Genomic DNA, 21,557 nt, shown 5'->3' with positions numbered 1-21,557 from the left:
AAGCCCATGAGCAGCACGATGAATCCCGTCGCGCCCAGCGCGCACATTGCCTCCGATGTGCGCGCCGGCCGTCTCGACCCCGCGCAGTACGCCAAGAACTTCTGCGACGCCCACCCGCCGCTGAACGTGGTGCAGGCCAACATCGAGGCCGAGCGCTGCTACTACTGTTTCGACGCGCCCTGCCAGACGGCCTGCCCCACGGGCATCGACATCCCGACCTTCATCCGCCGCATTGCCGACGGCAACCTGCGCGGCGCCGCGCGCACCATCCTCGAAGAGAACCCGCTGGGCGGCATGTGCGCCCGCGTGTGTCCGACCGAGGTGCTGTGCGAGCAGGCCTGCGTGCGCAACAGCAACGAGAGCAAGCCGGTCGAGATCGGCCTGCTGCAGCGCCATGCGACCGATGCCTTCTTCGACGCGCCCGGCGCGCCGCTGTTCGTGCGCGCGGCCGACACGGGCAAGCGCATTGCCGTCGTCGGTGCGGGCCCGGCCGGCCTGGCTTGCGCGCACCGCCTGGCGGTGCAGGGCCACCAGGTGACGCTGTTCGATGCACGCCCCAAGCTGGGCGGCCTGAACGAATACGGCCTGGCCAGCTACAAGACGGTGAACGACTTCGCGCAGCGCGAGATCGAGTGGCTGCTGTCGGTCGGCGGCATCGAGGTGCGCAACAACCAGGCACTGGGCCGCGAGCTGCACCTGGATGCGCTCGCCGCCGAATACGACGCGGTGTTCCTGGGCTTAGGCCTGGCCGGCGTGAACACGCTGGGCCTGGGCGAGCAGGCCGGTGTGCGCGATGCGGTGGACTTCATCGCCGAGCTGCGGCAGGCCGCCTCGCCGGCCGACGTGGCCATCGGCCGCCACGTGGTGGTGATCGGCGGCGGCATGACCGCCGTGGATGCGGCCGTGCAGTCGCGCAAGCTCGGCGCGGAAGACGTGAGCATCGTCTACCGGCGCGGCGCGGACACCATGGGCGCCTCGGTCGACGAGCAGAGCTGGGCCAAGGAGAACGGCGTGCGCATCATCCACTGGGCCGCGCCCAAGGCCCTGCGCGCCAAGGGCGGCGTGTTGCGCGGCATCGACTTCGCGCGCACCGCGCTGGTCGACGGCAAGCTGGTCGAGACCGGCGAAGCGCTGGCGCTGCAGGCCGACATGGTGCTGTGCGCCATCGGCCAGAGCTTTGTCGCAACCGCGCTGGAAGACAGCGGCGTGCGCTTGCAAGGCGGGCGCATCGACACCGACGCCGAGTGCCGCAGCTCGCTCCCGAAGGTCTGGGCCGGCGGCGACGCGCGCTTCGGCGGGCGCGACCTCACGGTCGAGGCGGTGGAAGACGGCAAGCAGGCCGCGCTGTCCATCGACCGCCACCTGCGCGCCGCCTGACGCGACAGCGCCCTCCCTTCCCTTTACTCCATTCATCCGTGCGCGCCGCGGCGCGACAGGAGCAATTCACATGGCAGACCTGAGCATCGACTTCGTGGGCATCCGCAGCCCCAACCCTTTCTGGCTGGCTTCGGCGCCGCCGACCGACAAGGAGATCAACGTGGTCCGCGCCTTCGAGGCCGGCTGGGGCGGCGTGGTGTGGAAGACCGTGGGCGAAGACCCGAACGTGGTCAACGTGCACGGGCCGCGCTATGCCGTGTCGTATGCGGCCGACCGCCGCGTGACGGGCTTCAACAACATCGAGCTGATCTCCGACCGCCCGCTGCGCACCAACCTCGAAGAGATGACGCGTGTCAAGCGCAACTGGCCCGACCGCGCGCTGGTGGCCTCGATCATGGTGCCCTGCACCGAAGAGGCCTGGAAGAACATCCTGCCGATGGTGGAAGACACCGGCTGCGACGGCATCGAGCTGAACTTCGGCTGCCCGCACGGCATGAGCGAGCGCGGCATGGGCGCGGCCGTGGGCCAGGTGCCCGAGTACATCCAGATGGTGGCCGAGTGGTGCAAGCACTACTCCAAGCTGCCGGTGATCGTGAAGCTCACGCCCAACGTGGCCGACATCCGCCCCGCCGCGCGCGCGGCCAAGAAGGGCGGCGCCGACGCGGTGAGCCTCATCAACACCATCAACTCGATCATGGGCGTCGACCTGGACGCGATGGCGATGTTCCCGCACACCGACGGCAAGGGCTCGCACGGCGGCTACTGCGGCCCCGGCGCCAAGCCCATCGCGCTGCACATGGTGGCCGAGATCGCGCGCGACCCGCAGACCGCCGGCCTGCCCATCTCGGGCATCGGCGGCGTCTCGACCTGGCGCGACGCGGCCGAGTTCATCGCGCTGGGCAGCAGCTCGGTGCAGGTGTGCACCGCCGCCATGGTCTACGGCTTCAAGATCGTGCAGGACCTGTGCGACGGCCTTTCGAACTTCATGGACCAGAAGGGCTACGCCAACCTCGAGCAGCTGCGCGGCCGTGCGGTCGGCAGCATCACCGACTGGCAGCAGCTCAACCTGAACCACGTCGACAAGGCCGTGATTCACCAGGACCTGTGCATCCAGTGCGGCCGTTGCCATGTGGTGTGCGAAGACACCTCGCACCAGGCCATCAGCGCCACGAAAGACGGCATGCGCTTCTTCGAGGTGAAGGAAGAAGAGTGCGTGGGCTGCAACCTGTGCGTGTCGATCTGCCCGGTGCCCGGCGCGCTGTCGATGCGCACGCTGAAGGCCGGCGAGACGGACGCGCGCACCGGCCACCCGGTGGTCGGCCACTACGCCAACTGGACCACGCACCCCAACAACCCGATGCGCACCGGCAGCCCCGCCTGAACGGGATATCGAACAAGCGAGTGAGTGAGCAAGTGAATGACCAAGCCCGGCGCAGACCGGGCGGCGGCGGGAGGGGAACGACCACACGGCCAGAAGCACGACACACGTGCAGGAGAAAACCCACATGACGACCCCACAGCACGGCGGCGCACCCGCCGCAAACCTCTGGAACGAGGACCTGGCGCCCACCACGCTGGCGCAGCGAACGTGGCGCTGGTACCACTTCGCCGCGCTCTGGGTGGGCATGGTGATGTGCATCCCCGCCTACATGCTGGCGGCCAGCCTGATCGAGGGCGGCATGTCGTGGGGGCAGGCGGTGCTGACCGTGTTCCTCGGCAACGCCATCGTGCTGGTGCCGATGCTTCTCATCGGCCACGCGGGCGCGAAGTACGGAATTCCCTACGCGGTGATGGCGCGCGCCTCGTTCGGCACGCGCGGGGCGCGGTTGCCGGCGCTGCTGCGCGCCATCGTGGCCTGCGGCTGGTACGGCATCCAGACCTGGTTCGGCGGCCAGATGATCTACACGCTCGTCGGCGTGCTCATGGGCCAGCCGCTGGGCGGCGACAAACTGCCGATGCTCGGCATCAACGGCGCGCAGCTCGTGTGCTTCCTGATCTTCTGGGCCATCCAGCTGTACTTCGTGGTGCACGGCATCGAGTCGATCCGCCGTCTCGAAACCTACACCGCGCCGCTGAAGATCATCGTGTGCATCGCCCTGCTCTACTGGGCCGTGCAGCGCGCGGGCGGCCTGGGCCCGATCTTCGACCAGCCTTCGCAGTTCGAGGCCGGCGGCAAGAAGGCCGGCATGTTCTGGGCGGTGTTCTGGCCGTCGCTCACGGCCATGGTCGGCTTCTGGGCCACGCTGGCGCTGAACATCCCCGACTTCACGCGCTTCTCGCGTTCGCAGCGCGACCAGGTGGTGGGCCAGGTGATCGGCCTGCCCGCACCCATGGGCCTGCTCGCGATGATGGCCGTGATGGTCACCTCGGCCACGGTGGTCATCTACGGCAAGGCGCTGTGGGACCCGGTGGACCTGGCCAGCCGCATGACCGGCGCCGCGGTGCTGCTCGCGCTCATCATCCTGCTGATCGACACCGTGAGCGTGAACCTGGCGGCCAACCTCGTGGGCCCGGCCTACGACTTCTCTGCCCTCAACCCGAAGAAGATCTCGTACCGCACGGGCGGCTACATCACGGCCGGCATCGCCATCGTGATGATGCCGTGGAAGGTGTTGGAGACCACGCAGGGCTACATCTTCACCTGGCTCATCGGCTACTCGGCGCTGCTGGGGCCGGTGGCCGGCATCCTGATTGCCGACTACTACCTGATTCGCCGCAAGGAGTTGGACGTCGACGCGCTCTACCGCGAGACCGGCGCCTACAGCTACGGCAACGGCTGGAACATGGCGGCCATCGTCGCTTTCATCGTCGGCGTGCTGCCGAACATCCCCGGCTTCCTCAACGCCGCCTTTCCGTCGGCCGTGCCGTCGATGCCCGAGTTCTTCAAGACGATCTACACCTACGCCTGGTTCGTCGGCGTGGTGCTGTCGGCCGTGGTCTACATGGGGCTGATGAAGGCGCGCGCGCCGCAGCTTCAGGGCCTGGCCCCGCCCCTCAAGAACCCCAGCTGAAGCAAGAAAGAAAAGGAACCCACGCCATGACCGTACTCATTCGCGGTGGCACGGTGGTCAACGCCGATGCCGAGCACCGTGCCGACGTGCTCTGCCAGGGGGACAAGATCCTCCAGGTCGGCACCGACCTGCAAGTGCCGGCGGGCGCCGAGGTGATCGACGCCGGGGGCGCCTACGTCATGCCCGGCGGCATCGATCCGCACACCCACATGCAGCTGCCCTTCATGGGGACGGTCGCGGCCGACGACTTCTTCAGCGGCACGGCGGCCGGCCTGGCCGGCGGCACCACCAGCATCATCGACTTCGTGATTCCCGACCCGCAGCAGTCGCTGATGGACGCCTTTCGCATGTGGCGCGGCTGGGCCGATAAATCGGCCGGTGACTACAGCTTTCATGTGGCCGTGACCTGGTGGAACGACAGCGTGCACAAGGACATGGGCACGCTGGTGCATGAGCATGGCGTGAACAGCTTCAAGCACTTCATGGCCTACAAGAACGCGATCATGGCCGACGACGAGATCCTGGTGAAGAGCTTCCAGCGTTCGCTGGAGCTCGGCGCCATGCCGACGGTGCACGCGGAGAACGGCGAGCTGGTCGCGATGCTGCAGCAGCAACTGCTGGCGCAGGGCATCCGCGGCCCCGAAGGCCATCCGCTGTCGCGCCCGCCGATGGTCGAGGCCGAGGCGGCCAACCGCGCCATTGCCATCGCCGACGTTCTGGGCGTGCCGATCTACGTGGTGCACGTGTCGTGCGGCGAAGCGCTCGACGCCATCACCCGCGCCCGCGCGCGCGGCCAGCGCGTGTACGGCGAGGTGCTGGCCGGCCACCTGGTAGTCGACGAGAGCGCCTACCGCGACCCCGACTTCGCGCGCGCCGCCGCCCACGTGATGAGCCCGCCCTTCCGCTCGCGCGAGAACCAGGCCATGCTGTGGCGCGGCCTACAGGGCGGCAACCTGCACACCACCGCCACCGACCACTGCACCTTCTGCGCCGAGCAGAAGGCGGCCGGCCGCGACGACTTCACGAAAATTCCCAACGGCTGCGGCGGCGTCGAAGAGCGCATGGCCGTGCTGTGGGACGCGGGCGTCAACGCCGGCCGCCTCACGCCCTCGGAGTTCGTGCGCGTCACCTCCACCAACGCGGCGCAGCTGTTCAACCTGTACCCGCGCAAGGGCGTGATCCAGGCCGGCGCCGACGCCGACATCGTGGTGTGGGACCCGAAGGCCACCAAGACGCTGTCGGTGAAGACGCAGCACTCGAAGAGCGACTTCAACATCTTCGAAGGCCGTGAAGTCACAGGCGTGCCGCGCCACACCGTGAGCGCGGGCCGCTGGGTCTGGCGCGACGGCGACCTGCGCGCCGAGCCGGGCACCGGCCGCTACCTCAAGCGCCCGCCCTTCGCGCCGATGTTCACCGCGCTCGAACGCTTCAAGCAGCAGCACGCGCCCACGGCCGTGGCGCGCTGAACCCCCAAGGAGTCATACATGAATGCAGCAGTGGACACGCAGGTGCTGACGATCAACGGCGAGCGCCTGTGGAACTCGCTGATGGAATTGGCACGCATCGGCGCCACCCCCAAGGGCGGCGTCAAGCGGCTGGCGCTGACCGACCTCGACAAGCAGGGCCGCGACCTCGTGGTGTCGTGGGGCAAGGCGGCCGGCCTGAGCATCACGGTCGACAAGATCGGCAACGTCTTCATGCGCCGCGAAGGCAGCAACCCCGCGCTGCCGCCCATCGTGTCGGGCAGCCACATCGACACGCAGCCCACCGGCGGCAAGTTCGACGGCAACTACGGCGTGCTGTCGGCGCTGGAGGTGGTGCGCACACTGAACGACCAGGGCATTCGCACCGAGGCGCCCATCGAAGTCGCGTTCTGGACCAACGAGGAAGGCTCGCGCTTCGTGCCGGTGATGATGGGCTCGGGCGTCTTCTGCGGCGCCTTCAGCCTCGAGCACGCCTATGCGGCCAAGGACACCGAAGGCAAGACGGTGCAAGAGGAGCTGGAACGCATCGGCTACATCGGCGACCAGACGCCGGGCGACCACCCCATCGGCGCCTACTTCGAGGCGCACATCGAGCAGGGGCCGGTGCTGGAAGATGCGGACAAGGTCATCGGCGTGGTGCCGGCGGTGCTCGGCCTCTCGTGGTACGACTGCGTCGTCACCGGCATGGAGGCGCACGCGGGCCCCACGCCGATGCACCTGCGTCGCGACGCGCTGCAGGTGGCGACGCGGATCATGCAGGAGGTGGTGGCCATCGGGCTGCGCTACCCGCCCTACGGGCGCGGCACGGTCGGCATGGTGCAGGTGCACCCGAACAGCCGCAACGTGATTCCGGGCGAGGTGAAGTTCTCGGTCGACCTGCGCAACGTGAGCGGCGAATTGCTCGACCGCATGCACGGCGAGATCCTCGCCTTCGTCGAACGCACGGGGCGCGAGACCGGGTTGGGCGTGACGATCGAGCGCGTGTCGTACTTTCCACCCTGCCCGTTTCACCCCGATTGCGTGGATGCGGTGCGCCGCGCGACCGAAAAGCTCGGCTACTCGACCATGGACGTGGTGTCGGGCGCGGGCCACGACGCGATCTATGCCGCGCGGCTGGCACCGGCCGGCATGATCTTCGTGCCCTGCAAGGACGGCATCAGCCACAACGAGATCGAGGACGCGCAGCCCGACCATCTGACGGCCGGCTGCAACGTGCTGCTGCACGCCATGCTCGAACGCGCGAAGCGCGTGGACTGACGCGCTCGCGGCGGCGCTGCCGTTACTGGTACGCCGCCAGCTCCTGCTTGGCGATCGCGTTGCGGTGCACTTCGTCGGGGCCGTCGGCCACGCGCAGGTGGCGCTCGTAGGCGTAGAAGTGCGTGAGCAGCGTGTCCTGGCTCAGGCCCATCGCGCCGAAGGCCTGCATGGCCCAGTCGATCACCTTCACGCAGTTGTTGGGCGTGAGCACCTTGATCATGGCGATCTCTTTCGCTGCGACCTTGTTGCCCACGGTGTCCATGCGGTAGGCCGCATTCAGCACCATCCAGCGCGACTGCTCTATCAGCATGCGCGACTCGGCAATGCGCTCGCGCCACACGCCCTGCTCCGACAGCGGCTTGTGGAAGGCGACGCGCGACACCAAGCGCTGGCACATCATCTCCAGTGCGGCCTCGGCCATGCCGATGGCGCGCATGCAGTGGTGGATGCGTCCGGGGCCGAGGCGGCCTTGCGCAATCTCGAAGCCGCGGCCCTCGCCCAGCAGGATGTTCTCGACCGGCACGCGCACGTTGTCGAACACGATCTCGGGATGGCCGAAGGGCGGGTCGTACATGCCCAGCAGCTGCATGTCGCGCACGATGGTGATGCCGGGCGTGTTCTTGGGCACGAGCACCATCGACTGCTGCTTGTGGCGGTCGGCGTTGTCGGGGTCGGTCTTGCCCATCAGCACGAAGATTTCGCAGCGCTCGTTCATGGCGCCGGTGATGTACCACTTGCGCCCGTTGATGACGTACTCGTCGCCCTCGCGGCGGATGCTGCAGCGGATGTTGGTGGCGTCGCTGGAGGCCACCTCGGGCTCGGTCATGGCGAACGACGAGCGGATCTCGCCGGCCAGCAGCGGCGTGAGCCAGCGTTCCTGCTGCGCCTTGGTGCCGTAGCGCGCCAGCACTTCCATGTTGCCGGTGTCGGGCGCGGAGCAGTTGAAGATCTCGGCGCACCAGTAGCGCCGGCCCATGATCTCGCACAGCGGCGCGTACTCGACGTTGCACAGGCCCGGGCCGTGTTCCGACTCGGGCAGGAACAGGTTCCACAGGCCGCGCTCGCGCGCCTTGGCCTTGAGGCCGGCCATCATCGGCAGCTCGGCATACGGGCGGCCGGCGCGGGCGTTGGCGGCCAGCTCTTCCTCGCGGCGCTTCTCGTTCGGGTAGACGTGCTCGTCCATGAACTTGAGCAGCTCGGCGCGCAGCGCGAGCACCCGGGGCGTGAATTCGAATTGCATGTCGTCTCGTCCTTCTTCCAATGTGCGGTCGAAGATACGTCGCGATGCGGATCGGGACGGTCGTTCGCGCGACAGCACGAACGCCGCCCTGAGCAAGTCAGCGTGGCGTGGGCAGCGCGGTCGCGAGCGCGGCCAGCGCCGCCACCACCTTCTGCACCGACTGCGCGGCGCGCGCGTCCTTCAGCGTGCCGTCGGCCTCGAAGGCCTCGTTCGCGCGCCCGAGCGCGAACTGCTGCGGCGCCACCAGCATGGCGAAGGCCATCTGCAGGTACTGGCGCAGGAAGTTCATCGAGCGCAGCGCGCCCAGCGGCCCGGGCGAAGCCGACAGCAGCGCGGCCGGCTTGTTGGCCGTGGCGGCCAGCCCGCCCGCATGGCCCTCGCCGGGTGGAATGCGCGAGAGCCAGCTGAAGGCGTTGATGACCAGCGGCGTCGGAAAACCGTTGTACTCGGGCGTGACGATCAGCACGCCGTCGCTCGCCGCGATGGCGCTGCGCAGTTCGTGCGCGCCGGCCGGCACGCCCGAGGCGGCTTCGAGGTCGCCGTCGTACACGGGCAGCGCCAGCGCGCGCAGGTCCATCTCCGTCACCTGCAGGCCCGCCGCGCGCGCGGTGGCCGCGGCCACGGCCGCCAGCCGGCGGTTGAGCGAGCCGTCGCGGGCGCTGCCGGGAATGATCAGGATGCGGGGACTGTCCATGCGGGGCTCCTTGCCGTGCGTTGAAATAAGGAAAGCCGCGCCGCACGCGAAGGGCGTGCGGCGCGGCGGTCGTCAGTGTCGCATCGAGAGGGTCAGGCGCGCTGCGAATCCAGCTGCTCGCTGTTCGTCACGACCTCCTGCGCCTTCATGTAGCTCTCGATCAGCAGCTGGTAGGGCGGGAACACGGCGCTGTAGGCCTCGGCCCATTGCGCGGCGTCGTCGCGGTGCCAGGTCTTCTGCACTTCGGAGCACACGCCCGCGGTGTCGATCGGCACCACGCCGGCCTGCACCACGCGCGCCAGCGTGATCTCCTGCGCCATCTTCGAGTAGGTGCCCGAGGCGTCGATCACCGCGAACACGCGGTAGCCCTCGTGCACCGCCGCGATGCTCGGGAAGGCCATGCACACGCTGGTGATGGTGCCCGCGATGATCAGCGTGCCGCGCCCGGTCGCCTTCACGGCGGCCACGAACTCGGGGTTGTCCCAGGCGTTGATCTCGCCCTTGCGCGCCACGTACTGCGCATGCGGCGCGTACTTGTGCACTTCGGGAATCAGCGGCCCGTTCGGCCCCTGCGGCACCGAGGCGGTGGTGATGACCGGGATCTTCGCCAGCGTCGCGACCTTGGCCAGCGTGGTGACGTTGGAGCGCAGCTCGGTCATCGGCATGTCCTTCACGGTCTGGAACAGCCCGCTCTGGTGGTCGATGAGCAGCATCACGGCGTCGTCGGGGTCGATGACGGGCTTGGCGCCGTTGAAGTTGGCGACGGTGTTCGGTGTGGTCATGGGGTGCTCACTTTCCTTGGGTCAGCTGCGTGTAGCTGGTGATGAGGTTGCGGTAGTCGGGGATGTGGTTGGAGAACAGCGTCCCCAGGCCCTCGATGTCGTTGCGCCAGTCGCGGTGCAGCTCGCAGGCCACGCCGAACCACGACATCAGCTGCGCGCCGGCGGCCGACATGCGGTCCCACGCGGCCTGGCGCGTCACGTCGTTGAAGGTGCCCGACGCATCGGTGACCACGAACACGTCGAAGCCCTCGGCCAGCGCCGACAGCGCCGGGAAGGCCACGCAGACCTCGGTGACCACGCCGGCGATCAGCAGTTGCTTCTTGCCCGTGGCCTTCACGGCCTTGACGAAGTCCTCGTTGTCCCAGGCGTTGATCTGGCCGGGGCGCGGGATGTAGGGCGCGTCGGGGAACTGGGCCTTCAGTTCGGGCACCAGCGGGCCGTTGGGGCCGTTCTCGAAGCTGGTGGTCAGCACCGTGGGCAGCTTGAAGTAGCTGGCGATGTCGGCCAGGGCCAGCACGTTGTTCTTGAACTTGTCGGGGTCGATGTCGCGCACCAGCGAGAGCAGGCCGGTCTGGTGGTCGACCAGCAGCACGGCGACATCGTTCTTGTCGAGACGGGTGTAAGGCTTGGACATGAGAGGCTTCCTTTGTGAGGTTGAATGCCGGGGAAAAATGGCCCCCGATGCATGTCCGTCAGCGTAAAAGCGCGCCCGAAAGTCCGGTAGTCGGCGAAATTTGCCTGCAGCGTTCCACCCGATGGACGATGGCAACACCCGTGCGCGCAGGTCGGATGAATTCGCGCCCGCCGGAGCCGATCCCTCGCGGCGGGTAAAATACCCCTACATGTCCCGCTGGTTTGCCGCTACCGTCCTCGCTTTCATGCTGTCCTGCTACGGCTTCGCCGTGCTCGCGCACGGGCTGGTCGGCGGCCACCATGTGACGTCGTCGTCCGGCGAACGCCAGACCGTCGCGACGCTCGCCGCCTCGCTGGCCGATGGCGGTGACAAGGACATCGGCAAGACATCGTCCGAAGACCCGTCCGCCATGGACGAAGCGGGCTCCGAGCACGCCGAACTGGTCGATGCGCGTCCCCACGCGCGCAACCTGCTGGTGCTGTCCGCGCAACCGCCGCGGCTGGGCTCCACCTCGGTGCTCTCGCCGCTGCTCGACCGGCCCAAGCGGCCACCCCGGCCCCACGCCCTCCTCGCCGCCTGAGGCCGCGCGGCGGCGAGCGAACGCCTGAGGACTGAAACAGTCCGGGCGTTTGCGCTCATCCATCCGGCCCGTCGCCTGTTTAGCGCGACGCCCCTGCCCCTTCTTTTCAGCCGTTCGACGGCCCCGCCGCACGTGTCATGCGACCCGTCCGGCCCTCTCTCTTTTTTCAGGATTTTTCGATGAACTCCAGCCAATCGGCCTACCCCTCCAGCTTCGGCGCACCGTTGGCCTCGGTCCAGGAACGCAACCGCGTTCTGCGCAACACCTACTGGCTGCTCGCGCTGTCGATGGTGCCCACCGTGCTGGGCGCCTGGCTCGGCGTGGCCACCGGCCTCACGCGCGCCATGTCGCCGGGCATCGGCATCATGGTGTTCCTCGGCGGCGCCTTCGGCTTCATGTACGCCATCGAGAAGACCAAGAACTCCGCCGCCGGCGTGCCCGTGCTGCTGGCCTTCACCTTCTTCATGGGTCTGATGCTGTCGCGCCTGGTCGGCAGCGTGCTCGGCCTGTCCAACGGCGCCAGCCTGGTCATGACCGCCTTCGCCGGCACCGGCGGCATCTTCCTGGGCATGGCCATGCTCTCGACGGTCATCAAGCGCGACATCTCGGCCATGGGCAAGTGGCTCTTCGTGGGCGCCATCGGCCTGCTGGTGGTGGGCATCGCCAACGTCTTCATCCAGTCGAGCGCGCTGATGATGACGCTGTCGGTCGCCGCCATCGGCATCTTCTCGGCCTTCATCCTGCACGACCTGAAGCGCGTGAAGGACGGCCTCGAGACCAACTACATCTCGGCCACGCTGGGCGTGTACCTGAGCCTCTACAACGTGTTCCAGTCGCTGCTGGCCCTGCTGGGCATCGCCGGCGGCCGCGACGAGTAAGCGCACACAGAACGACAAGCAAGGAAGGAAACACCATGCGCCTCACCACCAAGGGCCGCTTCGCGGTCACCGCGATGATCGACATCGCCCTGCACGGCCGCTCGGGCCCCGTCACGCTGGCCTCGATCAGCCTGCGCCAGCAGGTCTCGCTGTCGTACCTGGAACTGCTGTTCGCCAAGCTGCGCCGCAACGGGCTGGTCGAATCCACCCGCGGCCCCGGCGGCGGCTACTCGCTCAGCCGCAAGGCCGCGGAGATCACGGTGGCCGACATCGTGCTCACCATCGAAGACCTGGGCGCCAGCAAGATCCGCCCGCGCGCCGCCGGCTCGGCCGACGAGCCCGGCCGCTGCGAGATCGACGACCTGTGGGCCTCCGTGAACCTGCGCGCCGTCGAGTTCCTGCGCTCGATCTCGCTGCAGAGCCTGGTCGACGAACAGAAGGCCAAGGGCGTGCAGCCCGCCACCAGCGCGGCCGCGCGCCGCACCACGGCCGTGGTCGGCTCGCCGGTGCGCAAGCCCTTCGTGGTCGACGCACCGAACTCGGTGTTCGCACTGGGCCGGCGCCACAGCACGAGCAGCTGACGGCGATCGGCGCGGCCGCTGCGCCGCGCCTTGAAAGACCGGGCCCCGCGACCTAGACTGGGCAGTGAGGGCACCCGCGGTGCCGGGGGCCAAGGAGCCTGCCATGTACAAGCGTGTTCTCGTCGCAACCGACGGCTCTTCGCTGTCGGACAAGGCGGTGGCCGCGGCCATCGACCTCGCGTTGCTGACCGGCGCCGAGCTGGTGAGCGTCAACGTCGCACACATCCAGCCCTATGGCTACTTCGAAGGCTCGATGCTGCTGAACCAGACGGATTTCGAGGCCAACCAGAAACACGTCGAGCAGGCGGCCCAGCGCGTGGCCGATGCGGTGCGCGACACCGCCCTGGCCAAGGGCGTGCGCCGCGCCGACGCGGTGGTCATGAAGTCGAACCAGGTGGCCGAAGCCATCATCCACGCCGCCAAGAACCAGGACTGCGACCTGATCGTGATGGCCTCGCACGGGCGCCGCAGCCTCGCACGGCTGCTGCTGGGCAGCGAGACGCTGCACGTGCTGACGCACTCGCACATTCCGGTGCTGGTGCTGCGCTGAACTGAACGAATGAGGCACCGCGCACGCGGTGCGCGGGGTTATCTCGTCGCTGCGGACTCGACGGTCTCGACGACCGTGCGACCGGCCGGCGGGCACGACGGCCCGGCATCGCGGCCGAAGCAGCGCGCGGCCTGCGTGCGCGCCTGGGCTTCCTGCGCGTGGCGCGCCTGCGCGGCATCGACCTGGTAGTCGAGCAGCCACTTCATGAGCAACAGCATCGCGATCACCAGCCCGAGCGCCACACCCAGCAGGGTCGTGCGCCAGTTGCGCGGTCGCGCCGCAGACGGCGCGCGGGCCGGTGCGCTGCTCTCCATCGCGGTGAAGCCCGCAAGGCTGCGGGACGCACCACCGTCATGGATGCGGCGGCGGGGTGGTTCGGGGGTCGCGGAACGCGCGGACACCGAGGTCTGCGCGCGCTTCACGCGCGGCGCATGGGCAGTGTCCGAAGGCAGGTGGCGGGCAGGCATGACGGGGGCGATTATGAACGGCCCGCGCCTCAGCTTCCCACGCCGAACGCCGGGTCGTAGCGCACCTCGCCCGCCGGCCATGCGCCGTGGAACGACACGGCCTGGAAATATTCCGGCGGCACGCCCGGCAGCACCAGGCCGGGCCGCACCGCGAAGCCGAAGCGGCCGTAGAAGGCCGGATCGCCCAGCAGCACGCAGCCTTGCGCCCCGGCCGCGCGCAGGCCCGCCAGCGCGGCCTCCATGAGCAGCCGGCCGATGCCCTGCCCCTGGCGCGCGGGCGCCACCGAGATCGGGCCCAGGCCATGCCAGCCAGTCGTGCCGTCCGAGATCGCCACGGGCGACAGCGCGACATGACCGACGATCTCGCCGCCTTCCTCGACCACGAGCGACAGCGTGAGCTGGCCGGCCGCGCGTAGGGCGTCGACGATGAGGTGTTCGGTGCCGTCGGCATGCGGTGCCTCGGCAAACGCCGCCACCGTCAGTTGCCGGATCGCGGCTTCGTCGCCCGGTTGCTCGGGGCGAACCACCGGCCCCGCCTGCGCCCTCCGCGCAGCCTCCACCTTCTTCTGCGTGTCGGCATCCACCAACGCCCGCATGGCGCGGAACAGAGGCCGGCTGCCGGTGTGCTTCTGGCCGTAGCCGAGATTGAATTCGTAGTCGAAGTCCGGCGGGTTCGCGCCCTGGTTGTGCTGCAGCAGCGTCTCGAGCTTGTCCAGCGCCTTCACCGCGCGGGCTTCGGGCGTCTCGGCCTTTTCGTACTCGTCCCACAGCGCCAGGATGCCCGCGCGCAGCGGCGCGTCGAGCGTGCGCGTGAGCAGCCGCAGATCTTCGCGCTCCTGCGCGCTCTTGTCGGGATGCGCGCCTTGCACGATGGCGGGGATGTCGCCGTGGATCGCCTCGCCCAGGTCGTGCACCACGCACATCTTCAGCACCTTGAGCAGGTCCAGGTCGGCCAGCTCGTCCTCGAAGGCCATGGCCATCAGGCACAGGCGCCAGCTGTGCTCGGCCGTGCTCTCGGTGCGGCCCGAGGCGGTGTGCGCGCTGCGCAGCACGCTCTTGAGGCGCTCGGCCTCGCGAAGGAAGTCCAGCCTTCCCCTGATCTGATCGATGTCCATCTCGCCGTCTCGTTGGTCCTGAATGAGTTCAGGCCGAGCCTAAGCGATCCGGACACAGGCCGTCGTTACAGCGCCGGCCCCAGCCCGATCGGCGCGGGCACCGCGTTGACGATGCGCGTGAAGAGCGACGCATACACCTCGTCGGGCGCGGGGTGGTTGGAAAACAGGTCGCGGTTCTCGCCGAAGGCCGCGTCGAGCTCGCGCCAGTCGTCGGCACTGAGCACGCGCTCGGCCAGCGGCAGGATCTCGCGTTCCTCGTGCGCCATGTGGTCCAGGTAGAAGCTCACGTACTCGTTCATCGCCTGCTCGAAGGCCAGGCGGCGCGGCTCGCCGAGCATCTCGAAGGCGAGCAGCGCGTGCTCGACGTGGCGGATCTTGCGCTCGCCCCAGGCATGGTCGTTGTCGAGCTTGTCCATCAGGTCGCGCGAGATCGGCGTGCAGGCGCGCAGCCGGGGAAAGAGCAGCTCGGTCTCCTTCGGGTGGTGGCGCTTCTCGGGAAACTCGTCCACGTAGAACAGCATCGCGCGCAACGTCGCGAAGTCGGGCATCGTGCCCTTTCGGCGGTGCTGGTCGAGCAGCATCACGATGGAACGCAGCATGGCCGCCAACGCGGCGTGCTCCTGGCGAATGATCCGGACGGCGGCATGTGTCATGAGGGTCTCCTTCTTTCGAAGGCCCCAAGGGTCGCAAGCCCGAGGCGGCCCAGGCTTGTTCCAGATCAAGGCCCGTGCACGCAGCCAGGCACAGACTGGCATGGCATCTCCTCTTTCTCATCAACGCACCCTGGAGGTTCCACACCATGTACCAACGCATCCTGGTTCCCGTCGACGGCAGTTCCACCTCCGCCGAAGGCCTGGCCGAAGCCATCCGCCTGGCCCGACTCACCGGCGGCCGCCTGCGCATCGTCCACATCCTGGACGAGCTCTCGTTCGCGCTCGGCATGGACGTCTACGTCGGCCATTCGGGCGACTGGCTCGGGGCGCTGCGCGCCAACGCCGTGACGCTGCTCGAGAAGGCCCGCGCCCAGGCGCAGGAAGCGGGCGTCGAGGCCGAGGTCGTGCTGCGCGACGGCTTCAAGGCCGGCGCGGTCCACGACCAGGTGGTGACCGAGGCCGTCGATTCGAAGGCCGACCTGATCGTGCTCGGCACGCACGGGCGGCGCGGCCTGAGCCGCTGGGCCATGGGCAGCAGCGCGGAACACATCCTGCGGGTGGCGCCCGTGCCGGTGCTGCTGATCCGCGCGCCCGAAGCCGCGGCCAAGGTGGAGTCCGAGCGCTTCAGCCTGCCGGACGGACAGGTCGCAAACCAGTAGGCCGGCCGCCCGCCGCCGGTTTGACGGGGCCCGGCACCGCGCCCAGAATGGCCTGCTCCGCTCGCGGCTTCTTTCGCGCAAGAACCGCCCGCCCGTTCCCCGTTTCAAGGAGCAGCGCCATGAGCTCACCCCAGCACATCCGGCAGTCCATGGACACCCTCGCGAGCCACTTCGCGACGCATCCCCAGGACGCCCTGACCCAGGACAAGCCGGCCACGGCCACGCTGGTGTCGGGCCTGCACTTTCGCGTGACCGGACCCACGGGGGAATCCATCGCGACCGACATGCCCAAGGCCATCGGAGGCCACGGCGAGGCGCCATCACCCGGCTGGTTCATGCGCGCCGCCCTGGCGAGTTGCGAAACGACCGTGATCGCCATGCGGGCGGCGCAGCTCGGCATCGCGTTGACGACGCTCGAAGTGGTCGTCGGCAGCCAGTCGGACAGCCGCGGCCTGCTCGGCGAGCCGGCCTCCGTGCCCGCCGGCCCCAGCCGCATGCACGTCGCGGTGCGGATCGCCGCGGAGGGCGTGCCGGAGCAGGCGTTGCGCGACCTCGTGCACTGGGCCGAGGCCCACTCCCCGGTGGGCAGTGCGCTGCGCCGGGCCGTGCCGCTCGATGTGGCGGTGCAGGTCGGGCCGGCCTGACGGCACCCGCGAGGGCCGTCCTCAGGCGTAGGAACGCAGCCGCACCGCAAAGGCCGCCAGCGGCGCGATGCCGCTGGCTTCGGCGCGCTCGCACCAGTCCTGCAGCCGCTTCACGAGCTGTTCGCCGGTGGCGCCCGAGCGGCTCCACAGCGCGGTCAACTCGCGCCGCATCGCGTACATCGTTTCCAGTGCCTGCGAAGCCACCAGCGCTTGCGTGAGCTGCGCATGGCGCGTGGCGTCGAGCGCCTTTTCTTCCTTGCCGAGCCAGGGCCGCGCGGCGCGCAAGGCGCGGGCCTTGTTCGGCGCGAGCGCATGCACGCGCGCCAGCTCCTCGGTGCAGGCCTGCTTCAGCGAGCGCGAGTAGTTCGACAGCACGTCGTAGTGGTGGCGGATCACCGCCTGCACCGTGAGCAGGTCGACGGTGGCGCGCGGCGTGGTGAGGCGCGGCTTCGGCGCCAGGTGCTTCACCTTCGCCAGCCCCAGCGCCTGCAGCGCGCGGATGTAGACCCAGCCGATGTCGAACTCGAACCACTTGTTCGACAGCTTGGCCGAGGTCGGGAACGCGTGGTGGTTGTTGTGCAGCTCCTCTCCGCCGATCAGCAGGCCGATGGGAAAGATGTTCGTGCTCGCGTCCGACGCGGGCCAGTTGCGGTAGCCCCAGAAGTGGCCGATGCCGTTGACCACGCCGGCGGCCCAGAACGGAATCCACGCGATCTGCACGAGCAGCACCAGCGCGCCCGGCAGCACGCCGAACAGCGCCATGTCGATCAGGCCCATGCAGGTGATGCCCAGCGTCTGGTAGCGCGTGTACAGCCGGCGCTCGAGCCAGTCGTCGGGCGTGCCGTGGCCGTAGCGGCTCAGCGTCTCGGGGTTGCGCGCCTCGGCCACGTACAGCAGCACGCCGCCCCACAGCACGCGCTTCAGGCCCACCACCTGCGGGCTGTGCGGGTCGTCGGGCGTGTCGCACTTGGCGTGGTGCTTGCGGTGCACCGCGGCCCACTGCTTGGTGACCATGCCCGTGGTCATCCAGAGCCAGAAGCGGAAGAAGTGGCTGGCGATGGGATGCAGGTCGAGCGCGCGGTGCGCCTGGTGGCGGTGCAGGAAGATGGTGACCGAGGCGATGGTGACGTGCGTCAGCGCCAGCGCGGCCAGCAGCACGCCCCACCACGGGAGATCGAGCGCGCCCGAGAAAAGAAAAGATGCCATTCGTTCGTACCTTCTGGACCCTGTGGACAACGGGCGCGATTCTCGGAAGCGCCCCGCCCGCGGGCCTTGCGCCAGATCAACAGCGGCCGCTGCCGCTGCCGCAGCCGCGCCTTGCGTGCTACGCTTCCCGGCTCCCTGCGCCCTTCCCCGTGGCGCCGGCGTTTTTTCTCCCAGCCCCCGCATGACTTCTGCCCCCCACATCGCGGTGCTCGACGACGAGGTCGACATCACGCTGCTGCTGGCCAACTACCTCCAGGGCCACGGCTATCGCGTCACCCAGATCCACGACGGCGCGGCGCTGCGCTCGCTCATGGCCGCCGACCCGGCCGACCTCGTGCTGCTGGACCTCGGCCTGCCCGGTGAAGACGGCTTTTCCATCGCCCGCCACATGCGCGAGAACTGGCGCTGCGGCCTGGTGATCGTCACCGGCCGCGGCGACCCGGTGGACAAGGTGGTGGGCCTCGAAGTGGGCGCCGACGACTACGTGACCAAGCCCTTCGACCTGCGCGAGCTGGCGGCGCGCGTCAAGGCCGTGCTGCGGCGCCTCACGCCCGACGCGTCGGCGGCCGCCGCCGCCCCCACGCCGCCCGAGCGCCTGCGCTTCGCCGGCTGGCGCCTGGACACCGCCGCGCGCAGCCTCAGCAACGCGCAGGGCGAGGCCGTGGCGCTGACCACGGGCGAGTTCGACCTGCTGTGCGCCTTCGCGCGGCACCCGGGCCGCGTGCTTTCGCGCGACTTCCTGCTCGAGCAGACGCGCGGTCGCGAGGCAGCGCCCTTCGACCGCACGATCGACGTGCAGGTCGGCCGGCTGCGCAAGAAGATCGAGGCCAACGCCGACGATCCGCAGCTCATCAAGTCGGTGCGCGGCGCGGGCTACATCCTGGTGCCGCCGGTCACCCATGGCTGACGGCAACGCCCCCTCGATTCCCGGCCTGCCCTCGGGCGTCGAGGAAGGCAGCGTGTTCCGCTCGCTGTTCGCCGCGTATCCCGATTCGCTGCTGGTGGTGGACCAGTCGGGCCGCATCGTGCTGGCCAACCCCTCGGCCGCCGCCATGCTCGGCTACGCGGCCGACGAGCTCGTGGGCCTGAGCGTGGAAGCGCTGGTGCCCGACAGCATCCGCCCGCGCCACGCGGCGTTTCGCGAAGCCTACGGCCGCGCGCCGCGCCCGCGCCCGATGGGCACCGACATGGAGCTCGTGGCCAAGCGCAAGGACGGCAGCGAGGTGATGGTCGAGATCGCGCTGAGCCCGCTGCAGAACCAGGGCCTGCCCTTCGTGGTGGCCGCGATCCGCGACATCGGCGCCTACCCGCGCGTGAAGCAGGCGCTGCAGCGCGCGCGCTACAGCGAACACCTGGCGCAGCTGGGCCGGCTGGCGGTCGACACGCGCGACCTTCAGGTGGTGCTGGCGCAGGTGCCCGAGATCGTCGCGACCGCATTGCAGGTCGAGGTCGCCATGGTGTGGCTGCTCGACGGCAGCCAGCGCGAGTTCCGCCTGGCCAGCGGCGTGGGCCTGGTCGCCGACGAGAGCGTGGGCCTGCGCATCGCCAACCGGCCCGACACCCAACCCGGCTACGTGCTCTCGCAAGGCTGCCCCGTCGTCGTGACCGACTACCGCGAAGAGCGTCGCTTCACCGTGCCGCCCGCCTACCTCGAAGCCGGACTGGTCAGCGCGCTCGCCGTGCCGCTGTCCGACCGGGGCCGCGTGACCGGCATGCTGTCGGTGCGCGCCACCGCCGCGCGGCGCTTCGGCGACGAGGAGATCCGCTTTCTCGAATCGGTGGCCAGCCTGCTCGCCACCAGCCTGCAGCGCGTGCAGACCGAAGAGGCGCTGAACCACGCCCAGCGCCTGGAGAGCGTGGGCCAGCTCACCGGCGGCATCGCGCACGACTTCAACAACCTGCTGACCATCATCCAGGGCAACCTGCAGGTGCTCGAAGAACTGCCGCAGCTCGCGGCCGACGGCTACGCGCAGCAGCTCGTGGCCGCCGCCGCGCGCGCCAGCCGGCGCGGCGCCGAGCTCACGGGGAAGCTGCTGGCCTTTTCGCGGCGCCAGATGCTGCAGCCCGACGCGGTCGACGTGCGGCAGATGCTGCACTCGCTCACCGACATGCTGCGCCGCACGCTCGACCAGCGCATCCAGATCGAGATCGACGCCGACGACCCCTGCCCCGCCGTGCGCGCCGACCCGGGCCAGCTCGAATCGGCGCTGCTGAACATCGCCATCAACGCGCGCGACGCCATGCCCGAGGGCGGGCGTCTGCACTTTCGCGCCGAGGCCTGCGACGCCCTGCCCGCCACCGTGCGCCAGGAACTGAGCGACGCCGACGCCGGCCGCCGCTTCGTCGCGCTCTCCATCGCCGACAGTGGCACCGGCATGACCGACGCGGTCATGGAGCACCTCTTCGAGCCCTTCTTCACCACCAAGGAAGCCGGGCGCGGCACCGGCCTGGGCCTGAGCACGGTGTACGGCTTCGTGAAGCAGTCGCGCGGCGCCATCGCCATCGACAGCAAGCTCAACGCCGGCACCACCGTGACGCTCTACCTGCCGCAGGTCGAAGCCGATGCGGCGGGCGCTGCGACGCCTGTCGACGAAGACCCAACGGAGATCGAAGCCGAGGCCACGCTGGCCCCGGGCCTGCGCGTGATGCTGGTCGAAGACGACGCCGAGGTGCGCCAGGTGGTCCACACCTTCCTCACCACGCTGGGCTGCGAGGTCGCGACCGCCGCCAATGCCGAACAGGCGTTGCCCGCGATGGCCGCCGAGGCCACGCCCTTCGACCTGCTGCTGAGCGACATCGCGCTCGGCCCCGGCATGCGCGGCACGCGGCTGGCCGCCGAGGCCGTGCAACGCCAACCCCGGCTGGCGGTGCTGCTGATGTCGGGCTTCTCGGCCGAACTGCTCGACGCCGACCGCGAAGCGCCCCCGGGCTGGGAGCTGCTGCGCAAGCCGTATTCGCGTAGCGAGCTTGCACGCGCGATGGCGCGGGCGCTGTTGGCTGCGCGCGAGTGAACGACGTCTCTTCTTACTGAAGCATCGCGGGCGCCGGCGCCAGGCAGCGCTGCACGAAGGCCGAGAGCGCGCCCACGTCGGGAATCTGCACCTCGCGCCGGCCCTTGGTGGCAAAGCCGATGACCTTGTCGCGCGCCAGCCGCGAGAGTGCGCGGCTCACGCTTTCGAGCGTCATGCCCAGGTAGTTGCCGATCTCGGCGCGCGTCATGCGCAGCGTGATCTCGTCCGTGCGCATCCCGCGGTCGGCCAGCGACTCGGCCCAGTAGCGCAGGAAGTCGGCCACGCGCGCATCGGCCGGCAAGGTGCACACCGACATCAGCGAATCGCGGTCGTGCGCGATCTCGCGGCTCATCGCGGCGTGCAGCATCTGTAGCAGCGCGGGGTGCGTGGCGCAGGCGGCCAGCAGCGATTCGTAGGGAACGACCCAGACCTCGCCCGTGTCCATCGCCACCGCGTCGCACACGTAGCGCTGGCCCGCGATGCCGTCGAAGCCGAGCCAGTCGCCGCGGAACTTGAGGCCCACCACCTGCTCGCGGCCGTCGGCCGAGAGATTCACGATCTTGAAGAAGCCCGAGTTCAGGATGTAGAGGTTGCCGAAGCGTTCGCCGGCCTGGTAGATCACGTCGCCCGTGTGCACCATGCGGCGCTGCGGTTGCAGCTGCTCGGCCAGCAGGCGCAGGCGCTCGGCCGTGCGGCGGCCCGCGTCTTCCTTGTGCACCGCTGCCGGCAGCGGC

22 protein-coding genes and 1 pseudogene are annotated in these 21,557 nt (G+C 69.4%); 13 read left to right on the top strand and 10 right to left on the bottom strand.

Annotated features, from left to right (window positions below):
• Positions 1 to 6: 6 nt before the first annotated feature.
• The 5 genes from AC07XP_RS29565 to AC07XP_RS29545 all read left to right on the top strand — a co-directional run bounded on the left by AC07XP_RS29565 (position 7) and on the right by AC07XP_RS29545 (position 7,129).
• Positions 7 to 1,377: an NAD(P)-dependent oxidoreductase gene (locus AC07XP_RS29565; RefSeq protein WP_495266666.1), complete on the top strand. Its 1,371-nt coding sequence runs from the start codon at positions 7 to 9 to the stop codon at positions 1,375 to 1,377.
• A gap of 70 nt (positions 1,378 to 1,447) precedes the next feature.
• Entirely contained in the window at positions 1,448 to 2,758 is a 1,311-nt protein-coding gene (gene preA, locus AC07XP_RS29560; protein WP_495266665.1) for an NAD-dependent dihydropyrimidine dehydrogenase subunit PreA, read from the top strand.
• 124 nt (positions 2,759 to 2,882) lie between these two features.
• On the top strand, positions 2,883 to 4,388 hold the full coding sequence (locus AC07XP_RS29555; RefSeq protein WP_495266664.1) for an NCS1 family nucleobase:cation symporter-1: 1,506 nt from the start codon (positions 2,883 to 2,885) through the stop codon (positions 4,386 to 4,388).
• A 26-nt stretch (positions 4,389 to 4,414) separates the two neighbouring features.
• Complete coding sequence (gene hydA, locus AC07XP_RS29550; protein ID WP_495266663.1) at positions 4,415 to 5,854, top strand: dihydropyrimidinase; 1,440 nt, start codon at positions 4,415 to 4,417, stop codon at positions 5,852 to 5,854.
• 18 nt (positions 5,855 to 5,872) lie between these two features.
• Entirely contained in the window at positions 5,873 to 7,129 is a 1,257-nt protein-coding gene (locus AC07XP_RS29545; RefSeq protein ID WP_495266662.1) for a Zn-dependent hydrolase, read from the top strand.
• Between the two features lie 22 nt (positions 7,130 to 7,151).
• Here the strand turns inward: AC07XP_RS29545 and AC07XP_RS29540 are convergent, their stop codons facing one another.
• The 4 genes from AC07XP_RS29540 to ycaC form a co-directional block, all read right to left on the bottom strand.
• Positions 7,152 to 8,369, bottom strand: coding sequence for an acyl-CoA dehydrogenase family protein (locus tag AC07XP_RS29540; RefSeq protein WP_495266661.1), 1,218 nt, complete (start codon positions 8,367 to 8,369; stop codon positions 7,152 to 7,154).
• A gap of 97 nt (positions 8,370 to 8,466) precedes the next feature.
• On the bottom strand, positions 8,467 to 9,063 hold the full coding sequence (locus AC07XP_RS29535; protein WP_095746578.1) for an NADPH-dependent FMN reductase: 597 nt from the start codon (positions 9,061 to 9,063) through the stop codon (positions 8,467 to 8,469).
• A 92-nt stretch (positions 9,064 to 9,155) separates the two neighbouring features.
• Positions 9,156 to 9,845, bottom strand: a complete 690-nt coding sequence (locus AC07XP_RS29530; protein ID WP_062479955.1) for an isochorismatase family protein — start codon at positions 9,843 to 9,845, stop codon at positions 9,156 to 9,158.
• Between the two features lie 7 nt (positions 9,846 to 9,852).
• Positions 9,853 to 10,479, bottom strand: coding sequence for an isochorismate family cysteine hydrolase YcaC (ycaC, locus tag AC07XP_RS29525; protein ID WP_062479957.1), 627 nt, complete (start codon positions 10,477 to 10,479; stop codon positions 9,853 to 9,855).
• A 244-nt stretch (positions 10,480 to 10,723) separates the two neighbouring features.
• Here ycaC and AC07XP_RS29520 point away from each other — a divergent pair, with 244 nt between their 5' ends.
• From AC07XP_RS29520 to AC07XP_RS29505, 4 genes are all read left to right on the top strand, one after another.
• On the top strand, positions 10,724 to 11,059 hold the full coding sequence (locus AC07XP_RS29520; RefSeq protein WP_062479977.1) for a hypothetical protein: 336 nt from the start codon (positions 10,724 to 10,726) through the stop codon (positions 11,057 to 11,059).
• Between the two features lie 179 nt (positions 11,060 to 11,238).
• Positions 11,239 to 11,937 carry a Bax inhibitor-1/YccA family protein gene (locus AC07XP_RS29515; protein ID WP_062479959.1) on the top strand — a complete coding sequence of 233 codons (699 nt, stop codon included), beginning with the start codon at positions 11,239 to 11,241 and terminating at the stop codon, positions 11,935 to 11,937.
• Positions 11,938 to 11,972: 35 nt separating this feature from the next.
• Positions 11,973 to 12,518, top strand: coding sequence for an Rrf2 family transcriptional regulator (locus AC07XP_RS29510; protein WP_062479961.1), 546 nt, complete (start codon positions 11,973 to 11,975; stop codon positions 12,516 to 12,518).
• A gap of 103 nt (positions 12,519 to 12,621) precedes the next feature.
• On the top strand, positions 12,622 to 13,068 hold the full coding sequence (locus tag AC07XP_RS29505; RefSeq protein ID WP_062479963.1) for a universal stress protein: 447 nt from the start codon (positions 12,622 to 12,624) through the stop codon (positions 13,066 to 13,068).
• A 38-nt stretch (positions 13,069 to 13,106) separates the two neighbouring features.
• Here the strand turns inward: AC07XP_RS29505 and AC07XP_RS29500 are convergent, their stop codons facing one another.
• From AC07XP_RS29500 to AC07XP_RS29485, 4 genes and pseudogenes are all read right to left on the bottom strand, one after another.
• Positions 13,107 to 13,535 carry a hypothetical protein gene (locus tag AC07XP_RS29500; RefSeq protein ID WP_062479965.1) on the bottom strand — a complete coding sequence of 143 codons (429 nt, stop codon included), beginning with the start codon at positions 13,533 to 13,535 and terminating at the stop codon, positions 13,107 to 13,109.
• A gap of 29 nt (positions 13,536 to 13,564) precedes the next feature.
• Entirely contained in the window at positions 13,565 to 14,062 is a 498-nt protein-coding gene (locus tag AC07XP_RS29495; RefSeq protein WP_495266673.1) for a GNAT family N-acetyltransferase, read from the bottom strand.
• Positions 14,063 to 14,086: 24 nt separating this feature from the next.
• Positions 14,087 to 14,650, bottom strand: a pseudogene (locus AC07XP_RS29490) (HD domain-containing protein); the annotation flags it as partial.
• A 65-nt stretch (positions 14,651 to 14,715) separates the two neighbouring features.
• Positions 14,716 to 15,303 (bottom strand): hemerythrin domain-containing protein, encoded by a 588-nt coding sequence (locus AC07XP_RS29485; protein ID WP_062479967.1) that lies wholly within the window; start codon positions 15,301 to 15,303, stop codon positions 14,716 to 14,718.
• A gap of 146 nt (positions 15,304 to 15,449) precedes the next feature.
• On the opposite strand from AC07XP_RS29485, the gene AC07XP_RS29480 reads away from it, so the two are divergent.
• Together AC07XP_RS29480 and AC07XP_RS29475 are read left to right on the top strand one after the other, a co-directional pair.
• On the top strand, positions 15,450 to 15,962 hold the full coding sequence (locus AC07XP_RS29480; RefSeq protein WP_492744522.1) for a universal stress protein: 513 nt from the start codon (positions 15,450 to 15,452) through the stop codon (positions 15,960 to 15,962).
• A 119-nt stretch (positions 15,963 to 16,081) separates the two neighbouring features.
• A complete protein-coding gene (locus tag AC07XP_RS29475) occupies positions 16,082 to 16,606 on the top strand; it encodes an OsmC family protein (RefSeq protein ID WP_495266660.1) in 525 nt (174 codons plus the stop codon).
• 21 nt (positions 16,607 to 16,627) lie between these two features.
• On the opposite strand, the gene AC07XP_RS29470 is transcribed toward AC07XP_RS29475, so the two are convergent.
• Entirely contained in the window at positions 16,628 to 17,812 is a 1,185-nt protein-coding gene (locus tag AC07XP_RS29470) for a DesA family fatty acid desaturase (protein ID WP_070062100.1), read from the bottom strand.
• Between the two features lie 181 nt (positions 17,813 to 17,993).
• Between AC07XP_RS29470 and AC07XP_RS29465 the strand changes: the two genes are divergently transcribed.
• Both AC07XP_RS29465 and AC07XP_RS29460 read left to right on the top strand, forming a co-directional pair.
• Positions 17,994 to 18,719, top strand: coding sequence for a winged helix-turn-helix domain-containing protein (locus AC07XP_RS29465; RefSeq protein WP_070062099.1), 726 nt, complete (start codon positions 17,994 to 17,996; stop codon positions 18,717 to 18,719).
• On the top strand, positions 18,712 to 20,823 hold the full coding sequence (locus AC07XP_RS29460; RefSeq protein ID WP_495266659.1) for a PAS domain S-box protein: 2,112 nt from the start codon (positions 18,712 to 18,714) through the stop codon (positions 20,821 to 20,823). Before AC07XP_RS29465 ends, AC07XP_RS29460 begins: the two co-directional genes overlap by 8 nt.
• A 13-nt stretch (positions 20,824 to 20,836) precedes the next feature.
• Here the strand turns inward: AC07XP_RS29460 and AC07XP_RS29455 are convergent, their stop codons facing one another.
• Entirely contained in the window at positions 20,837 to 21,553 is a 717-nt protein-coding gene (locus AC07XP_RS29455; protein WP_495266672.1) for a Crp/Fnr family transcriptional regulator, read from the bottom strand.
• Positions 21,554 to 21,557: the final 4 nt, after the last annotated feature.

The organism is Variovorax sp. GW531-E2 (assembly GCF_059423125.1).
Note: the sequence above shows the minus strand (reverse complement) of the source record. Positions and strands in the feature narration are given on the sequence as shown.